Origin of the sequence: Mesorhizobium sp. M0030 (assembly GCF_040323695.1) — a bacterium.
Classification (GTDB): domain Bacteria; phylum Pseudomonadota; class Alphaproteobacteria; order Rhizobiales; family Rhizobiaceae; genus Mesorhizobium.
In genome coordinates, this window is record NZ_JAMYVE010000006.1 from 123,902 (window position 1) to 139,986 (window position 16,085).

Genomic DNA, 16,085 nt, shown 5'->3' on the forward strand with positions numbered 1-16,085 from the left:
TGCCGCCGCAGTTGACTTGCCCCTTCCCGCTTCATACCTATCATGTGAAACCGAAAGCAAGGTGACGCCCATGGGCGCTGATGCCAAGACTGCCATGAAAGTCGAGATGACCGGCGCCGCCGCCAGGCGGATCGCGAAAATCGTCTCTGGCGAGGCCGGCAAGACGGCGCTGCGCGTCTCCGTAGAGGGCGGCGGCTGCTCCGGCTTTTCCTACAAGTTCGACCTGGTCGATACGCGCAATGACGACGACGTCGCCATCGAAAAGGACGGCGCCACCGTGCTGATCGACGATTTGTCGCTGGTCTATATGGGCGGCTCGGTGATCGACTTCGTCGACGATCTGATGGGCCAATCGTTCCAGATCCGCAACCCCAATGCAGTCGCCTCCTGCGGCTGCGGCACCAGTTTCTCCATCTAGGCAGATGTCCGGCGTCGGCCCGGTCCGTCAGGTCGCACTGTCGGCCGGGCGCGATCTCGACGTGACGCTGGCCTTCTGGCACGATGTGCTCGGCCTCAGCGTTCATGCCCGCTACGATCCGCCGGGCATCGCCTTCATCATGGCCGGTGATATCAGGTTGCTGTTCACCGATGGCGTTCCGGCCGGCACCGTCTATCTCGATATAGCCGGGCTCGAAGCCTTCCACGCCGAGGCGAAAGCGTCCGGCGTTCCCTTCACCGCACCGCCGGCGCTCGTCCACAACGACACCGAAGGCACGTTCGGAACGGCGGGGGAAAGCGAGTGGATGGCCTTTCTAAAGGACCCGGCAGGCAATACGATCGGGCTTGTCGAACGTCTTTCGCCCGAACATCCCTGAGGCCGCCCATGAAAATCGTTACCTGGAACATAAACGGCATTCGCGCCCGCATCGGCAACCTCACCCACTGGCTGAGCGAAAGCCAGCCCGACATCGTCTGCCTGCAGGAGATCAAGTCGGTCGACGAGCAGTTCCCGCGCGCCGAGATCGAGGCGCTTGGCTACAACGTGGAAACCCATGGCCAGAAGGGCTTTAACGGCGTCGCCCTACTGTCGAAACTTCCGTTCGACGAGGTTATCAGAGGCCTGCCCGGTGATGACGCCGACGAGCAGGCGCGCTTCATCGAGGGCGTGTTCTCGACCGACCAGGGCGCGCTGCGCGTCGCCTCGCTCTATCTGCCCAACGGCAATCCCATCGATGACGAGAAGAAATTTCCTTACAAGCTGGCCTGGATGGAGCGGCTGCATCGCTGGGCCGAGCAGCGGCTGCTTCTGGAGGAGGCGCTGGTGCTGGCCGGCGACTACAATGTCATCCCCGAGCCGGTCGATGCGCGCTTCCCCGAGAACTGGCTTGGCGATGCGCTGTTCCAGCCGCAGACCCGGCAGGCCTTCCGACGGCTGAAGAATCTCGGCTTCACCGAGGCAGTCCGCGCCGTCACCGATGCGGCCGATGTCTATACGTTCTGGGATTACCAGGCCGGTGCCTGGCAGAAGAACAACGGCATCCGCATCGACCATCTGCTGTTGTCGCCCGAAGCCGCCAACCGCTTTTCCTCGGCCTCGATTGAAAAGCACGTGCGCGCCTGGGAAAAGCCTTCCGACCATGTGCCGGTGGCGATCGATCTGGCGCTGCTGCCGGCCTGATATCAGCCGAAACCCTGATGTCGCCACAATCGCGCCATTCAGTCAGAGATCAGCATGGCGGCTGGGGTTCCATGGCACTACGATTCCTCCTTTGCCCGATCGGTCTGGCATTTGCCATGGCCTCTCCTGCAGCGGCACTTGCCGAGTGCCTCGCCAATGGCAAGTCCTACCAGGTCGGCCAGGTCACCTGCCTGACGGTTTCAGACAAGAGCCATATGGCCCGCTGCGACCTGGTGCTCAACAACACCTCATGGACCAAGATCGGCGACAGCTGCCCCGACAGCACGATGAAGCCGCATCTGCACGTCACGCCGATCTCGATGCCGGTACACAGAGCGGCGCCGGCGGAACTCACCGAGAACTGATGGATGTGAGCTAATTTCCCCCTTGAGGGGGAGATGGCCGGCAAGCCAGAGGGGGGCGCGAAGAACGCGACCTTTCGGTCAAACAAGCTCACCCTCTCAGTCCAACCCGGGCAAACTTTAGTCAACTGAAATGCCAGCGGCACAGCGCCCCCCTCTGCCCTGCCGGGCATCCCCCTCAAGGGGGGAGATTGGCAATTTCACTGGTCGCCGCCGCCCTTGGTGAGAATATCGTCGGCAAGCGAAATCGCAGTGCGGCGGTCGGCTTCGCCGGCGGCGGCAAATGCCTCTTCCTGCATGCCGCGGATCCACGGCTGGTCGCTCGGCGAGGCGCGTTCGAGCGCGGCGGTCATCATGGCCAGCCCGCGCACGATCTTGCCGCTCTGGAACAGAAGATTGCCAAGCGTCGCCTGGGCGCCGGCATGGCCTTTTTCGGCGGCGAGCTGGAACCAGCGGCCGGCCTGCTTGACGCTGGCCTTGACGCCGCCCTCGCCCTTCAGGAACATCTGGCCCATCTCGAACTGGGCGTTCGGGTTGCGGTAATTGGCGGCCGCACGCATGTAATATTCCTGCGCCGCGACCTCGTTTTCCTCGACCGGGCTGCCGGGGATGCCTGTCCGGAGATAGTCGCCCAGCGCCACCAGCGCGTCGGAGACATAGCTTTCCTCCGGCGAACCCGGCTCGACATCCTGATCGACGATCTCGGAGAAGAATTTGAACGCCGCGTAGTCGTCGCGCGTCACGCCGTCGCCTTCGGCATACATGCGGGCGAGCTTCCAGGTGGCGCCGATCTGGCCGTTTTCGGCGGCGTATTTATAGGCCTCGACCGCCTGTTCCTTGTGGCCGCTCTTGTAAGCGGAGAAGCCGAACTGGAACACGGCCCACGGGCTCGATTGCGGCTTCACGCCGGTCTTGTCGTCGAACACCTTGTCGTCGAAGGCCATGGCCTGGCTCACGGCGCCAAAGATCGCAACAGCGACCAGTGCCGGAAGGACAGACGACCTCAACAACTCAGATATCCGCATAGCAATGTGTTTCTTTGGCACCGCCGGGATGGGTGACCGCGCCGTCGCGGGCAGGCCCTACCGTCTGTGCATATTTCCAGATCGCGCCCGACTGGTAGTCGGTCGTGCGCGCCTTCCAGGCCTTCGCCCTCGTTGCCAGTTCAGCCTCGGACAGGTCGACCTCGATCGTGCCTTTGGTCGCGTCGATCGAGATCACGTCGCCGTCTTTCAAGAGCCCGATCGGGCCGCCAACGGCTGCTTCGGGCCCGACATGGCCGATGCAGAACCCGCGTGTCGCGCCCGAAAAACGGCCGTCGGTGATGAGGGCCACCTTGCCGCCCATGCCCTGGCCGTAGAGCGCCGCCGTCGTCGACAGCATCTCGCGCATGCCCGGACCGCCGCGCGGACCCTCGTAGCGGATGACGAGAACTTCGCCTTCCCTGTAGTTGCGGTGCGTGACCGCCTCGAAACATTCCTCTTCCGAATCGAAACAGCGTGCCGGGCCTGAGAATTTCAGCTCCGTCATGCCCGCGACCTTCACGATCGCGCCTTCGGGGGCAAGGTTGCCCTTCAAGCCCACGACACCGCCGGTTTGGGTGATTGGTCGGTTGGCGGGACGGACCACATCCTGGCTATCATTCCAGGCAACATGCTCCATGTTTTCGGCCAAAGTACGGCCAGTCACGGTCATGCAGTCGCCATGCAGATAGCCATGGTCGAGCAGCGTCTTCATCAACAGCGGAATGCCGCCGGCCTCGAACATGTCCTTGGCGACATATTTGCCGCCCGGCTTGAGGTCGGCGATGTAAGGCGTCTTCTCGAAAATCGCGGCAACGTCGAACAGGTCGAACTTGATGCCTGCCTCATGCGCGATCGCCGGCAGGTGCAAAGCCGCATTCGTCGAGCCGCCGGTGGCCGAGACCACGGTCGCCGCATTCTCCAGCGCCTTCAGCGTGACGATGTCGCGCGGCCGGATGTTCTTGGCGATCAGCTCCATGATCTTTTCGCCGGAGGCGAAATTGAAGCGGTCGCGCATCTCGTAAGGCGCCGGCGCACCGCAGGAGTACGGCAGCGCCAGGCCGATCGCCTCGGCGACGGTGGCCATGGTGTTGGCTGTGAACTGGGCCCCGCAGGAGCCGGCGGACGGACACGCCGCCTGCTCGATCTCGAGCAGTTCGGCATCGCTGACCGTGCCGACCGAATGCTGGCCGACTGCTTCGAACACGTCCTGCACAGTGATCTGGCGGCCGCGATAGGAGCCCGGCAGGATCGAGCCGCCATAGATGAAGATCGACGGCACGTTGAGCCGCACCATGGCCATCATCATGCCGGGCAGCGACTTGTCGCAGCCGGCAAGGCCGACCAGCGCATCGTAGCAATGGCCCCGCATGGTGAGTTCGACCGAATCGGCAATGACATCGCGCGACACCAGCGACGACTTCATGCCCTGGTGCCCCATGGCGATGCCGTCGGTGACGGTGATGGTGCAGAATTCGCGCGGCGTGCCGTTGGCTGCGGCGACGCCCTTCTTGACCACTTGCGCCTGGCGCATCAGCGAGATGTTGCAAGGCGCCGCCTCGTTCCAGCAGGAGGCGACGCCGACCAGCGGCTGTGCGATCTCGGCGGCAGACAGGCCCATGGCATAGAGATACGAACGGTGCGGCGCACGCGCCGGACCGACGGTCACATGGCGGCTCGGCAGCTTGGCCTTGGAAATGACTCTGGCGTCCATACTCTTCCTTGCCGCGGGCGGTGCGGCCTGCCCCATCGCCGAGCCTTCTGGCGCGTGTCCCGAGACGAATTCGAGGTGCGCCGGGTTTATGGCGGGAAATGGGCAATTTGGTCTGGCGGAGTTGTAGCGCGGGGGTTGGTCGGGAACTGTTGCCAAAACGTCACAATTACGAGAGGTGAAAGTGATGCGACGGATTTGCAACGCTGGCCCTTGCCGATCCGATCTGACGCTAACCGCGCAAACAAAAAGGCCGAGCGCTACCCGGCCTTTTGTTTTTATTTCCAAAGACTTAGAACTTAATTTTAACGCCACCAGAAATAGCTGTGACCAGATCGTTGCCGAAATCATAGCTGGAGTCTTCGCCAGCAACATAACCATTCTCTCCGGCCAATGTGCCGGAATGGCCGCTGGTCAGCACGCCGACCGCACCGCCCAAGCGAACTTCAACGTTTGGGGTCGGTGTATAGGCGACGCCGCCACCCAACGTCCAAGTGTCGGTCTGCGCACCGTAGCCATGCGAAGTTCCCCTATCCCAAGCTAGCTGACCGGCAGCACTCCACTGATCGTTGAACTTGTGACCAATACCGCCCGAAACAGTCCAGCCATCACGATACATCAGATCGAGCGACGTCACTTGACCCGGACCGTTCGTGAAACACACCGCTGGGGGAGCGAGGCCGGTCGGGCAGATTGGAACACTTTGCAGCACACTCCAGTTCACCCACTTGATCGAACCGAAGGCTAGCCAGCCTGGAGCGATACCCGACTGCAATTTCAACTCCAAGGAATCAGGCATGTACTGCGTGGAGCCGTAGATGGGCCTGACGATGGTCCCTCCCAAGCCATCCGGCAAAGTCAGCGAGCCAGAGATATTGTCGAGCTTAACCTGTGAATTGTAGACCAGACTCGCGCGCAGCGCGATGTCGGGGATTTCGTAAGCAACGCCAGCGCGCCAGCCCCAACCGCTGGTCTCCAGGTCGACACGACCTGTCAACGCCGGAAGGAGGTTCACTAGGCTTTCCTTGAAGCCCGAGATATCCTGATAGAACACGCCACCGATAAAACGGAGCTGACCCTTACCGGCATCAAACTTGTATGAGCAGGTGCCGGCGTAGTTGTTGCTCTTGATATCGGTTTCTGTATTGGAAAACGCACCGTTCCAAGCGGCACCCGGCGCAGTGTGGGCACCCCAAGGCTGCGAATAGTCGACCATGCAGTCGACACCCTGCACAACCTGAACTTTCATTCCGATACGCGGCACCCAATAGCCCTCGGCACCATCGGCCGAAGTGCCCAGGCCAAGGTCTTGCTTCGCTGGACCGAGGGCATTCTTGTACTTGCGATCCGGCATCACATAAGTCGCTTCGGCTTCCGTCGCGAACGGCGAGGCATCGAACAGCAGATCGATATCGTAGCCGCCGCGCTCCAGGCCGCCGGCACGCGCCGGATGCATCGCGGAACCGATCAAAGCCAGCGAAAAACACCCCGCCCCCAGCAGTGTTTTCAAACGCAAATTGTTCATGGATGTCCTCCCCGAAATACTAGTGCGTCAAGCTAGAACCAATTCGGGTTAACGGCGCAACAATGAATTCACATAGCGTACATGTACACTCTTGCGGACCGCATTTCGAACACAGTGGCGGCCTGGCCGGTAGGTTCGAAAATGACCATTTGGGCGGCAGACTGGGGAACAAATCAGAAAAAACCGCTCAAAACGGCACCAAAACCGGCTATTTTGCTGGCATTCGGCCCCATTGTTACATTATGGCAACAATGGGGTCGAAACTTTCCGTTTACGTCAATATTAACGCAACGGAACGCCTATTTTTCGAGCAAAAGAACCTTCGCGAAGCGCTGCAAGCGTCTCGCGAATCCGGCCGTCAACCGGCGTCGCGCACCCTGGTCAGCGCCACCGAAAGCTTCTCCTGCTGATCGCGGTATTCGTCGAGTTTTTCGCGCTCGGCCGCGACGATCTCTTCCGGCGCGCTGGCGACGAATCTTTCGTTCGACAGCTTCTTGTGCAGCCGCGCGATTTCCTCGGTCACCTTGGCCAGTTCCTTCTGCAGCCGCGCCGCCTCGGCGGAGAGATCGATCAGGCTGCCGAGCGGCAGGCAGATCGTCGCCTCGTTGAGCACGATCTGGGCCGAGCCCTTGGGTGCGGCATCCTGCAGCGAGATGTCGCCGACCCGCGCCAGCCGCTTGATGGCGGACGCATGGCGTTCCAGCCTCTGGTGAGTCTCGGCGCTGGCGCCGACCACCACCAGCGGCGCGATCGCCGCCGGCGGCACGTTCATTTCAGAGCGCACGGAGCGAATACCGGAGACCAGATCGACCAGCCAGTTGATGTCGGCGGCTGCATCGGCGTCCTCGAAGTCGGGCGACGGCCAGGCGGCGTGGCACAGCAGCGTTGCGCGCGGCCTGCCCCCACCTGCCGTCTGCGCCCACAGCTCCTCCGTCATGAACGGCATCATGGGGTGAAGCAGCTTGTAGATCTCGTCGAGCACGAAGGCGACGCAGGCGCGGCTTTCGGCTTTGGCCGCCTCGTCGGCGCCCATGAACACCGGCTTCAGCAGTTCCAGATACCAGTCGCAGAACAGGTTCCAGACGAAGCGGTAGGCGGCGCCCGCTGCTTCGTTGAAGCGGTAACCGGTGATGCCCTCGGTGATAGCGCGCGACGCCCTGGTCAGCTCGGTCAGGATCCAGCGATTGACCGGCAGCTTGGCGTCGTTGAGCCAGAAATCGTCATTGCGCGCGACCTCGTTCATCTCGGCAAAGCGTGTCGCGTTCCACAGCTTGGTGCCGAAATTGCGGTAGCCGGCGATGCGCGCCGGATCGAGCTTTACGTCGCGCCCCTGCGCCGCCATCACCGTCAGCGTGAAGCGCAGTGCGTCAGCACCAAACTCGTCGATGAGGTCGAGCGGATCGATGACGTTGCCTTTCGACTTCGACATCTTCTGCCCGTTCTTGTCGCGCACCAGCGCATGCACATAGACGGTGTGGAACGGCTCCTCGTGCATGAAATGCAGGCCCATCATCATCATCCGGGCGACCCAGAAGAAGATGATGTCGAAACCGGTCACCAGCACGTCGGTCTGGTAATAGGTTTTCAGCTCCGGCGTGTGATCCGGCCAGCCCAGTGTCGAGAACGGCCAAAGCGCCGACGAGAACCAGGTGTCGAGCACGTCCTCGTCGCGGGTCAGGATCTCGCCCGGCTTGAAGGTCTCGAGCTTGTCCTCGACCCAGGCCTTCCATGGACCTTCCAGCGCCAGATAATATTCGATCGCGGCGCCCAGCGCCTCTTCCTCGGTCTTCTCGACGAAGACCCGGCCGTCCGGCCCGTACCAGGCCGGGATCTGGTGACCCCACCATAGCTGGCGTGAAATACACCAGGGCTGGATGTTCTCCATCCAGTCGAAATAGGTCTTTTCCCAGTTCTTCGGCACGAAGTTGGTACGGCCTTCGCGCACCGATGCGATCGCCGGCTTGGCCAGCTCGGCGGCGTTTGCATACCACTGCTCGGTCAGAAACGGCTCGATCGGCACGCCGCCGCGGTCGCCATGCGGCACGGCGTGGCGATGCGGCTCGATCTTGTCGAGGAAGCCGCCGGCCTCCATCAGCTCGACGATTTTCTTGCGCGCGACGAAACGGTCGAGACCGTCGAGCTCGTCCCAGACGGCCTGGCGCTCCGGCGTCACGTCGAGCCCGGCGAGAAAATCCTCGTTATCCCTGAGCGTTATTGCCGCCTCGATGGTCAGGATGTTGATCGCCGGCAGCTTGTGGCGCTTGCCAACCTCGAAATCGTTGAAGTCGTGCGCCGGCGTGATCTTGACGGCGCCGGAACCCTTTTCCGGGTCGGAATACTCGTCAGCCACAACCGGAATTTTCCGGCCGACGATCGGCAACACGACATTCTTGCCGACCAGATGCCGGTAGCGCTCGTCGTCCGGGTGCACGGCGACTGCCGTATCGCCCAGCATCGTCTCGGGCCGTGTCGTCGCCACGGTGATGAATGTCCCAGGATTTTCCGGATCGAAAATCTCGCCCTCGATCGGATAGCGGAAGTGCCAGAGATTGCCATTGACCTCCTGCGGCTCGACCTCCAGGTCGGAGATCGCCGTCAACAGCTTCGGGTCCCAGTTCACAAGGCGCTTGTCCTTGTAGATCAGCCCTTCCTTGTAGAGGCTGACAAAAACTTCGAGCACGGCCTTGGACAGGCCTTCATCCATGGTGAAGCGTTCGCGCGACCAGTCCGCCGAGGCGCCGAGCCGCTTCAGCTGGTTGAAAATGGCGCCGCCGGACTCGGCCTTCCACTCCCAGACCTTGTCGATGAACTGTTCGCGGGTGAGATCGCGGCGATGTATCTGCTTTTCCATCAGCTGGCGTTCGACCACCATCTGCGTGGCGATGCCGGCATGATCCATGCCGGGCTGCCACAGCACGTTTTTGCCGCGCATGCGCTCGAAGCGCACGAGTATGTCCTGCAGCGTGTTGTTGAGTGCATGGCCCATATGCAGCGAGCCGGTGACGTTGGGCGGCGGGATGACGATGGTGAAGGCCTCCGCCCCCTCCTCGGCGCCGGCGCCGGCGCGAAATGCGTCCGCCTCTTCCCAGATTTTGGCGATCCTGGGCTCGACGGTCTTGGCGTCGTAGGTCTTTTCAAGCATGGGAAAATGGTCCGCGCGGTCGGGAGTTTTGCTGACCCGGTGTAAATCGGAAGGTTTTGGCCAAGTCAACCGCGAGGGCGGCCTCAGTCCTTCAACGCAAATAGGCGGGGCCCTGGTCATTTCAACGGAAAGGCCATGCCTGCACCTTCATCGTCAGCGATCCCGACGGTACCTGATCGTGTTCGCGACATCGGCCGGAAGCTGACCTGCAGCGAAAGCGTCGCCCGAAGGCGGCGCCTTAATCCGGAACGGGCTATGGTGATGTCTACTGCGCGCCGCGCGCGACGCGCTCGATTTCTTCGCGTACCAGGCGCTCGACCAGCGTCGGCAGATTGTTGTCCAGCCAGTCCTGCAACATCGGCCGCAGCATCTCCTCGGCCATCTCGTCGAAGGTCTTCTTGCTGCGGCTGGCGAAGGCGTCGGAGAGCTCGCCGAAGGCGGCTGCGACCTGCCGTCCCGTATGTTCCGAAACGATCGCCGACCGAACCGGAGTTGTATCGGCCGGGCGCGCGCGCTCGCCGCTCGAAGGACGAGGCTCGAAAGCCGGCTCGGCAGCGAGATCGTCCTCGAAAGCCTCGACCTCCGCGATTGCTGCCTGCCGATTTTCAGTCTCCAGCTGCCTGATCTCCGGCTGCCTGATCTCGGGCCGCCGTACTGTGTCAGCCGGTTTTGCCTGATTGCCAACGGCCGCGATTTCGCGGCGCCAATCCGTGACGATCGAGTCGGTGGTTTCCGCCTTTGCCCGCACTGCAGCTTCTGCCCTGACGGCGGGAGCTGGCTCACTGGCTATCCTGGCGCTTACTTCCGCCAATGTCATCGGAGCATGCGCGGGTGGCGCGGCGGTCGTGGCATTTGCCGCAATGGCAGGCTTCACTGGCGACGGCTCGGAGCGCGGCTCCGGCCGCGCAACCACCGGCTCGGCCAGTTGGGCCTGCACCTCGGCCAGCGTCACCGGCTTCTTGCTTTCGGTCGAGCTGTGCAATTCGCTGCGGAAGGCCTCGACATCCGAAACAGGCCCGGCGGCCGGCACAAGGTCCTGGCGCAACTCATCGGCGTCGCCCGGCAGCTTGCGGCCGGTGTCGCTGTCTTCGATGATCCTCCTGATGGAAGCCAGTATTTCTTCCATGGAAGGTTCGCGCTGTGCGCTGCTTGCCGTCGCCATCGTCACATCCGCCGCCCCCGCGCATGATCCCGAAAATCGATCTTCGATTTTCGAAGAGGATCAGGCGCAAAATCAAAGTTCTACAGCCTCCTTTGCGCATCCATCGGACGCGTGGCGCTGTAGTGACCCGTTCCTGGATTCCTGTCCGGCAAAGCCGGATACGAATCATGGCGACAGCGTAGCCGACGGATCGCCATCCGAGAATCCCCAATCTCGGAAGACGCCGGATTTCAACAATTTAGGCTACAAAAGACAAACGCCGCGCATCCTTGGGAAGCGCGGCGCTACGATACTTTCAATCTTGGCGGGATTTGAACCGCTCAGTCGCGATCAACGACCGTCCGGCGTACGCAGCCCGATCCATTTGTCCTTGACGGCTCTGTAGTGCTCTTCAGGCTTGTACTTCACCACATTCAACGCCAGGCGATCGGCCGACAGGCGGCCCATGGCCGACAGGATGGCGTAGCTCGCTACAACCACATCGCGCTCGGAGCTGGCGAGGTCGATCTTTGCCGAGATGACGGCGTTCTGGGCATTCAACACGTCGAGCGTGGTGCGCTGTCCGACATTGCGCTCCTCGATGACGCCGTTGAGCGCCAACTGTGCGGCCGCGATCACCTGCCGATTAGCGTCGACGCTTTCACGCGCTGCGATGTATTGCGTCCATGCCGAGGTCACGGCCTGGCGCACCGAGTCACGGCTGACATCCACCTCGATGCGAGCCTGGCTGAGCGATTCCTTCGACTGACGAACGAGTGCGGAGGTACGGCCGCCCGAATAGATCGGAACGGTCAGCGTCGCGCCGACGGTGGCGGCATTGGAATCGCCGTCCGAATCCCCCGCGCCAGGTACGGTATTTTGATAGACATGGGAAAGGCCGGCACTGGCAGTCAACTGCGGCAGCAACGCACCCTCCTGCGTCTTTACATCAAATCCGGCTGCATCGACGGAATGTAGGGCGGCCAGGATGGCCGGATGCTCGTTCGATGCAATGCCGATCGCCGCCTCGAGACTCCTCGGCAACAGCTTCGCCAACGGCGACGCGGCCTTGAGCTTGCCCGGCTCGTCGCCGACGATCTGATGATAGGTTGCCGCACTGGCCAGAGCCTGCGCACGGGCGGCACTCAACTGCGCCACCGCGGCCGAACGCGACGCGTCGGCCTGCGCCACATCGGTGCGCGTGCCCTCGCCGACCTCGAAGCGCGAGCGCGCCGCGCGCGCTTGCTCGGTCAGAAACTGCAGGTTCTGTTCGGTCAGCACCGCCACCTGGCGGTCGCGAATCACGTCCATATAGGCGCTCGCCGCGTTGAACAGCGTGTTCTCTTCGGTGTTGCGCAGGCCCTCGACCGAGGCCCTCACCTGTGCAGCGGCCGACGCGACCCTGTTCTTGGTCTGGAAGCCGTCGAACAGCGTCTGATCAATCCGAACGCCGAAGCTGCCGGTGGTCAATGCCAGGCTCGCGTTCCTGCCGTTTAGGTGCCTGGAGGTGTAATCGATATCAGCCGAACCAGTGATCACCGGGCGATAGCCCGACTTGGCGATCGCCACGCCCTCATCGGTGACGCGCACGCCGGCACGGGCCGAATTCAGCGAGGAATTGTTCTGGTAGGCCTTGGAAAGCGCGCCGAGAATGGTTTCCGCCGAGGCGGCTATCGGCGAAAGCGCTGTCGCGGAAATGAGGACAGTAACAAACAAACTCTTGGCTAAGGACGGCACTTTATATCCCTCATTCGTTTTGCACGGGAACCACGCCACGCCAGCCCATCCCTAGGGATCGGCCAGCGCCGCGTCGATGTATCGTTCCCCCGCTGACAGCCTCCCGAAACCCCGGTTAACCAATCAGCAACGATCGTTCAATCGCAAGCCAACATGACAGAGTCTTTGCTGCAAGGCAAAATCACTTAGAACTCGAAGGCATGAATGCGTTCAAATCCGGGTAGTGGCTTAATTGCCGCATTAAATGCCCGTCTTCCGGTTACAACCCCCCCTGCATTGAAAAAGAGCCGGGCTACGCCCGCATTGCCCTGCCCTTCCACAGCCACCAGCCGGCCGCCTTCGGCAAGCTGGTCAAGCAGCGCCGCAGGCACTTTCTCGACGCTGCCGCCGATGAGAATCACATTGTAGGGCGCCTTGGCGGCATGACCTTGCGGCAGTGGGCCGGTGACCACGGTGACGTTATCGCAGCCCTGCGCCGAAAGCGCCGCTTTGGCTGCTTCCGCCAGTGTGGTATCGCTTTCCAGCGCCACGACGGATTTGGCCAGCCTGGACAGCAGCGCCGCGGAATAACCGGTGCCGCAGCCGACATCGAGCACCGAATCGCCGGCGTCGATCTCGGCCAACTGCAAAAGCTTGGCCAGTGGCGACGGCTCCATGAGGTAGCGCGCACCGCTGCCATCGGCGCCGTCGGAGATGCGGATATCCTCGTCGATATAGGCGAGAGCCTGTTGGCCGGCCCCGACAAAGGCCTCGCGCGGCACGGCAAGCATCGCATCGAGCAATGCTGCGTCGGTCACATCGGTGGTGCGGACCTGGCCGTCGACCATCTTGACGCGAAGTTCGGAGAAATCAGCGCTCATGTCCCAACCAATCCGTCAAAAGCCAATGCGCTGAAATGCGCTTGTCGCGCCGACACTGCGGCGCATTCGACCGGAACTCAAGCCCCCGGCATGCGGGAGTTGAAGCGATTGGAGGCCTCGCCCGGAATCGAACCGGGGTGCAAGGATTTGCAGTCCTCTGCGTAACCACTCCGCCACGAGGCCTCATCGCTCCCGGCGAGCGAACTCAATATGGTGGCAGCGAAAGGTCGTCAAGCGTCCGCGCGGCATTCCGGCGCGCTTTCCTCATCAGCCGCCGCAACGTGGTTCCCGAGCGATTTCAGCGCTTGGCGCACCGGCATATTGGCCGCTCCTCAAGCATGGCTGCGCGACCGGCGAAACTCGAACCCGCAGCTTTACGCAGCGGGTGCAAACTGGCTTTCACCGTAAACGCGCGGCTGACACCAGGGGCTGCCGTTCTCAAGGAGATATTCGAGGGGAAGGTCTGCGGGGGGCTGGAAGCGAAGCGTCCACTGAACCGGGACCGCGCGCCATCGCTTTCAATTTGGCCGGCGACGCCGTTCCCACCAGACGACGAACCGGCGCCGCAGGCGGCGCACCGCGGCAAATTCGTAGGAAAGCACCAAAAGGCCGAGCGGAATCATCCAGAAGCCGAGAATCGGCAGGAAACCGAGAAGGCCGAAAAACACCAGCACGATACCGATGGCGATCCTCAGCCCGCGCGAGCGCGGCATGGTGAACTCGCGCCCGAACACCGAGATTTTCCGCGCCGGTGCCTGGTTTTCGTCTGCTGCAGTCATGTCGAAAGTCGATCCGGTTGCCTTCGATAAAGCCATATGCGCTAAAGGCTGCAATCGCCTTTCAGGTTCCGCCGACCAAGGTCCGACGGCGCCCAAGACGGCTCATATGTGGTGTCATCCGGCGATTGCCAGAAACCATTGGGTGAAAATGCGCTAAAAAATGCGAAATGCTTCTTTGCAAAGCCGAAAAGGGTTTGCTATAGGCTGCGCCACTCACATGAGAGCCTCTATTCCCCGGTAGCTCAGTGGTAGAGCAACCGGCTGTTAACCGGTTGGTCGCTGGTTCGAATCCGGCCCGGGGAGCCACCGCCTTTTCTAAGCCGTGGTGCGATCTTGTACACTACAGCGCCATTGTCCGCGCACTTCGGTCCGCTTAGCTTCTGCCAGAACGGCTGGTAACAGCTACGAAGCCGATCGAGGCAGTTTGGTGGGCATCGCGCCCCTGCCCTCGCCCGAAGGCAGCCTGATAACGCCCGGTATCACCTATGAAAATACCAAATCGGGAGGACGTTGGTGCAAACCAAGAAGATCATCAATGACGGCAATCGGGCCGTCGACGAGATGCTGGAAGGCATCCTGGCTGCGCATCCCCGCCATCTCAAAGCCGTTGACGGAAGCCCGCGCTCGATCATCGCCCGCGATGGACCGCGCCAAGGCAAGGTAGGCCTCGTCATTGGTGGCGGCTCGGGCCACGAGCCGAGTTTTCTCGGCTTCGTCGGCAAGGGGCTGGCCGACGCGGCGGCGATCGGCAATGTCTTCGCCTCTCCGCCGCCCGACCCGATCCTCGAATGCGCCAAGGCGGCGAGCGGCGGCGCCGGTGTGCTGTTCATGTACGGCAACTATGCCGGCGACGTCATGAATTTCGACATGGCGGCCGAGATGGCCGCGATGGACGACATCGAGGTGCGCACGGTGCTGAGCACCGACGACGTCGCTTCCGCGCCCGTTGGTGACAGGCACAAGCGGCGCGGTGTCGCAGGGAACTTCTTCATCTTCAAGGCGGCAGGCGCCGCCTGCGACCGCATGTTGTCTTTCGATGAATGCGAACGCATTGCCGGGAAAGCCAACGACCACACCTTTACCATGGGCGTCGCATTGGCGCCCTGTTCGTTGCCGCAAACCCGCCGGCCGAATTTCGAAATCGGACCCGACGAGATGGAGATCGGCATGGGCATCCATGGCGAACCCGGCATCGCACGCGGAAAACTCAAAACGGCCGACGAGATCACCGACGAAATGCTGGACAGGATTCTCGCCGAGATGGCGCCGGCACGCGGCGAGAAGGTCGCCGTGCTGGTCAATTCGCTGGGTTCGACACCGCTGATGGAACTCTACATCATGAACCGGCGCGTGAAGCAGCGGCTTGACGATATCGGTGTATCCATTCACGCAAGCTGGGTCGGCAATTACTGCACCTCGCTCGAAATGGCCGGCGCTTCGATCACGCTGCACCACCTCGACGACGAGTTGCAAACGATGCTCGACCACCCTTGCGACTGCGCCATGTTTCGCGCCGGGTAAACTGGGGACGGCAAGGAACAACAGATGACAACAATCGACACCACCCGCCTTGCCGCGATGTTCGTTGCCATCGCCGACGCCATGTCAGCCGACCGGGACCGGTTGTGCGCGCTTGACGGGGTGATCGGCGATGCCGACCACGGCATTGCCATGGAGTTGGGATTTGCCGCGGCACGCGACGCGGTGGCCGCATTGGACGACGGGACCACCGATCCGACCATCTTGCTGAACACGGCGGCGAAGTCGTTCCTCAACGCCGTCGGCGCCTCCTCGGGCCCGCTCTATGCCACGGCATTCATGCGCGGCGCGGCCGCCGTCAAGGGCAAGGCGACGCTCGACGACGCCGACGCGGTCGCTATGTTCCAAGCGATGGCCAGAGGCATTCAGGATCGCGGCAAGGCCGAGCCTGGCGAAAAGACGATGATCGATGCGTGGGCGCCGGCCGCGAGGGCTGCGGGCGAGGCACTGGCCGCCGGCAAGGGGCTGGCCGGCAGCCTCGCGGCTGCAGCCGAGGCGGCAAAGGTCGGCGCGGAGGCGACCAAGACGATGATCGCCACCAAGGGCCGGGCCTCCCGCCTCGGCGAACGCTCGCTTGGCCATATGGATCCAGGCGCGGCGTCCGCCGTAACTGTGATCGAGGCGATGCGGATCGCCTTGACCGGCTAGG

Annotated in this window: 14 protein-coding genes and 2 tRNA genes; 7 read left to right on the forward strand and 9 right to left on the reverse strand. The window is 62.4% G+C overall.

Annotated elements, in window-relative coordinates; all coding sequences use genetic code 11:
* The first annotated feature begins 70 nt into the window (after nucleotides 1-70).
* The 4 genes from erpA to NKJ80_RS14710 all read left to right on the forward strand — a co-directional run bounded on the left by erpA (nucleotide 71) and on the right by NKJ80_RS14710 (nucleotide 1,983).
* Nucleotides 71-418 (forward strand): iron-sulfur cluster insertion protein ErpA, encoded by a 348-nt coding sequence (gene erpA, locus NKJ80_RS14695; protein WP_031196640.1) that lies wholly within the window; start codon nucleotides 71-73, stop codon nucleotides 416-418.
* A gap of 4 nt (nucleotides 419-422) precedes the next feature.
* The gene (locus tag NKJ80_RS14700; RefSeq protein ID WP_352497800.1) at nucleotides 423-815 is read left to right on the forward strand and encodes a VOC family protein; all 393 of its coding nucleotides are present in this window, start codon (nucleotides 423-425) and stop codon (nucleotides 813-815) included.
* A gap of 8 nt (nucleotides 816-823) precedes the next feature.
* Complete coding sequence (gene xth / locus NKJ80_RS14705) at nucleotides 824-1,618, forward strand: exodeoxyribonuclease III (RefSeq protein WP_023667698.1); 795 nt, start codon at nucleotides 824-826, stop codon at nucleotides 1,616-1,618.
* Between the two features lie 116 nt (nucleotides 1,619-1,734).
* The gene (locus tag NKJ80_RS14710; RefSeq protein ID WP_245259868.1) at nucleotides 1,735-1,983 is read left to right on the forward strand and encodes a hypothetical protein; all 249 of its coding nucleotides are present in this window, start codon (nucleotides 1,735-1,737) and stop codon (nucleotides 1,981-1,983) included.
* Between the two features lie 197 nt (nucleotides 1,984-2,180).
* Here the strand turns inward: NKJ80_RS14710 and NKJ80_RS14715 are convergent, their stop codons facing one another.
* The 9 genes from NKJ80_RS14715 to NKJ80_RS14755 form a co-directional block, all read right to left on the reverse strand.
* Nucleotides 2,181-3,005, reverse strand: coding sequence for a tetratricopeptide repeat protein (locus NKJ80_RS14715; RefSeq protein ID WP_023691100.1), 825 nt, complete (start codon nucleotides 3,003-3,005; stop codon nucleotides 2,181-2,183).
* Nucleotides 2,992-4,716, reverse strand: a complete 1,725-nt coding sequence (ilvD, locus tag NKJ80_RS14720; RefSeq protein ID WP_023667702.1) for a dihydroxy-acid dehydratase — start codon at nucleotides 4,714-4,716, stop codon at nucleotides 2,992-2,994. The genes NKJ80_RS14715 and ilvD overlap by 14 nt, the downstream gene beginning before the upstream one ends.
* Before the next feature lie 289 nt (nucleotides 4,717-5,005).
* A complete protein-coding gene (locus tag NKJ80_RS14725; RefSeq protein ID WP_023815403.1) occupies nucleotides 5,006-6,238 on the reverse strand; it encodes an OmpP1/FadL family transporter in 1,233 nt (410 codons plus the stop codon).
* A 358-nt stretch (nucleotides 6,239-6,596) separates the two neighbouring features.
* The gene (locus NKJ80_RS14730) at nucleotides 6,597-9,380 is read right to left on the reverse strand and encodes a valine--tRNA ligase (protein ID WP_352497801.1); all 2,784 of its coding nucleotides are present in this window, start codon (nucleotides 9,378-9,380) and stop codon (nucleotides 6,597-6,599) included.
* A gap of 265 nt (nucleotides 9,381-9,645) precedes the next feature.
* Nucleotides 9,646-10,542, reverse strand: coding sequence for a PopZ family protein (locus NKJ80_RS14735; RefSeq protein WP_023714409.1), 897 nt, complete (start codon nucleotides 10,540-10,542; stop codon nucleotides 9,646-9,648).
* A 330-nt stretch (nucleotides 10,543-10,872) separates the two neighbouring features.
* On the reverse strand, nucleotides 10,873-12,258 hold the full coding sequence (locus tag NKJ80_RS14740) for a TolC family outer membrane protein (protein ID WP_023691095.1): 1,386 nt from the start codon (nucleotides 12,256-12,258) through the stop codon (nucleotides 10,873-10,875).
* Between the two features lie 185 nt (nucleotides 12,259-12,443).
* Complete coding sequence (locus NKJ80_RS14745) at nucleotides 12,444-13,118, reverse strand: protein-L-isoaspartate O-methyltransferase family protein (protein WP_023667707.1); 675 nt, start codon at nucleotides 13,116-13,118, stop codon at nucleotides 12,444-12,446.
* Nucleotides 13,119-13,227: 109 nt separating this feature from the next.
* A tRNA-Cys gene (locus NKJ80_RS14750) sits at nucleotides 13,228-13,301 on the reverse strand.
* 335 nt (nucleotides 13,302-13,636) lie between these two features.
* The gene (locus NKJ80_RS14755) at nucleotides 13,637-13,897 is read right to left on the reverse strand and encodes a PGPGW domain-containing protein (RefSeq protein WP_027050334.1); all 261 of its coding nucleotides are present in this window, start codon (nucleotides 13,895-13,897) and stop codon (nucleotides 13,637-13,639) included.
* 231 nt (nucleotides 13,898-14,128) lie between these two features.
* Here NKJ80_RS14755 and NKJ80_RS14760 point away from each other — a divergent pair.
* The 3 genes from NKJ80_RS14760 (at nucleotide 14,129) to dhaL (ending at nucleotide 16,084) form a co-directional block, all read left to right on the forward strand.
* A tRNA-Asn gene (locus NKJ80_RS14760) sits at nucleotides 14,129-14,203 on the forward strand.
* Between the two features lie 207 nt (nucleotides 14,204-14,410).
* On the forward strand, nucleotides 14,411-15,418 hold the full coding sequence (locus NKJ80_RS14765) for a dihydroxyacetone kinase subunit DhaK (protein ID WP_023667709.1): 1,008 nt from the start codon (nucleotides 14,411-14,413) through the stop codon (nucleotides 15,416-15,418).
* Between the two features lie 24 nt (nucleotides 15,419-15,442).
* The gene (dhaL, locus tag NKJ80_RS14770; RefSeq protein ID WP_023714405.1) at nucleotides 15,443-16,084 is read left to right on the forward strand and encodes a dihydroxyacetone kinase subunit DhaL; all 642 of its coding nucleotides are present in this window, start codon (nucleotides 15,443-15,445) and stop codon (nucleotides 16,082-16,084) included.
* Nucleotide 16,085 lies beyond the last annotated feature (1 nt).